The sequence below is a fragment of the Jeotgalibacillus marinus genome (genome assembly GCF_040801915.1).
Classification (GTDB): domain Bacteria; phylum Bacillota; class Bacilli; order Bacillales; family Jeotgalibacillaceae; genus Jeotgalibacillus; species Jeotgalibacillus marinus.
The window spans coordinates 1-1,680 of the sequence record NZ_JBFMIA010000057.1 but is presented as its reverse complement, the minus strand read 5'-3'; the positions used below and the strand labels follow the sequence as shown (position 1 = coordinate 1,680).

Here is a 1,680-nt window from a genome sequence, read left to right as displayed (position 1 = left end):
TAGATAATCGTATACCTGTGCATCTTGTCCGCTGAATTCCTTCTCGCAATCGAACCAAACAGTTTTTGCTTGAACCTAGATGATAGTAGCTCTAGGGCGGCTGTTCTCTTTTCCAAGAAAAATAAATAGCAGAAAAAAACGAACCAATAGAATCCCTTCTATCATTCAGTGCCATTCACTGAATGATAGAAGGGTTGCTCCTATCAAACATTCTTAACATCCACATACACTGGACTTGCCGTAATATATAGACCGCTTTTCAATTCGTACATCTCCGCGTCATCCACTGGTAATTTCCTCACAATCGTAAACGCTTCACCTTTATTCACCGTTCCAGCGATTGCAGAAGCATCCCAAGAAGGGCGAGAACGAACACTCAGATTATCTACTTTCACGATAACCATTTGTGTGCCACTAGATGCACTGATGATCAATACTTGACCTACATAAATCGTATTCGGATCAGATAGGTTGTTCAGGGCCACAAGAACTTCTACAGTCGTATTGAATCGTAAAGCGATAGCGCTTAGCGTATCCCCTGTTTGTACTGTATAGGTTGTTCCGTCCCCTGGTTCATTGCCGCCACCGCTTAGGTCTAACGCTTTCGCGATGCCATCAGCGTAAGCTTTTGAAATGTCGTTAATGTACGTTGCATTCTTAATCAGGTTCGCATCGGCAACCGTGTCAATGAACAGCGTCTCGAGGAGGACAGCTCCCATTTTCGTCTCACGCAGTACGTGGAAGTTGGCTTCTTTCTTACCACGGTTACGGATTCCGTATTTACTTAACACTTTTGTTACTTCTGTATGGATCGAGTTACGCATCTTCGCGGAGTTGCTTGTTCCTGATAGTCCTGGGTAGATGTAATCTTCGTATCCTGTGCCACCTCCAGCATTTATATGGATGCTGACGAACGTATCTGCCCCCCATGCGTTAGCTTGATCTGTTCGTGCTTGTAGAGAAACAGTCTTATCTGTATCACGAGTCATTTGAACAGATGCACCGTTATAGCTCGAATTGAGAATGTCACGAACCTTCTTCGCGATGTCTAATACTACTTTTTTCTCTTCTAATCCGTTGCCTACTGCTCCGGGATCTGTGCCACCGTGTCCTGCATCTAATACAATTTTAGCCATAATTATTCAACTTCCTTTCTAGGTTTGGTATAGTTCATTGTTTGTTTTGAGTCGTTAACCCCTTCTGTCGTTGGATCAGCAATCATTCCACCAGCTACCTAGGGACTAATAGCGACTCAAAAAACGTTTGATAATCTCCAAAATTCCACAGTTCAAACTGTCACATCAAAAATCAACCAACGCAAAAAGAGCTACCCCGAAACGGAGAACTCTGTAGTCTTTCTTTCAATCGAAAAGTCTCCTTTAACTTAGTTGTAACGTGGTATAAAAAATAGCTACCGATCCACCGACAACGTTTAACGCATTCGTAATGGCTCGACGCATCCACTTGTAACAAGTGCAGACTTCAGTTCTTCTCTTAGCAATTTCTGATAAGTCTCTGGAATATCGGCTAGTTCCTTCATCCCCATCATTTTTCACAATATGTGCTTGATTCGTAAATTAATTATTCGGCTGATTCTTCAAATTGGTCACATAGATAATCGTAAATTTGTGCATCTTGTCCGCTGAATTCCTTCTCGCAATCGAACAAAACAGTTTTTAC

The 1,680-nt window shown here is 42.3% G+C and carries 2 protein-coding genes; both read right to left on the bottom strand.

Translation table 11 applies throughout. From position 1 onward, the window contains the following. Nucleotides 1–203: 203 nt before the first annotated feature. The gene (locus AB1471_RS16840) at nt 204–1,136 is read right to left on the bottom strand and encodes an N-acetylmuramoyl-L-alanine amidase (RefSeq protein WP_367780915.1); all 933 of its coding nucleotides are present in this window, start codon (nt 1,134–1,136) and stop codon (nt 204–206) included. 2 nt (nt 1,137–1,138) lie between these two features. Continuing rightward, nucleotides 1,139–1,222 (bottom strand): phage holin, encoded by an 84-nt coding sequence (locus AB1471_RS16835; RefSeq protein ID WP_367780916.1) that lies wholly within the window; start codon nt 1,220–1,222, stop codon nt 1,139–1,141. Nucleotides 1,223–1,680: the final 458 nt, after the last annotated feature.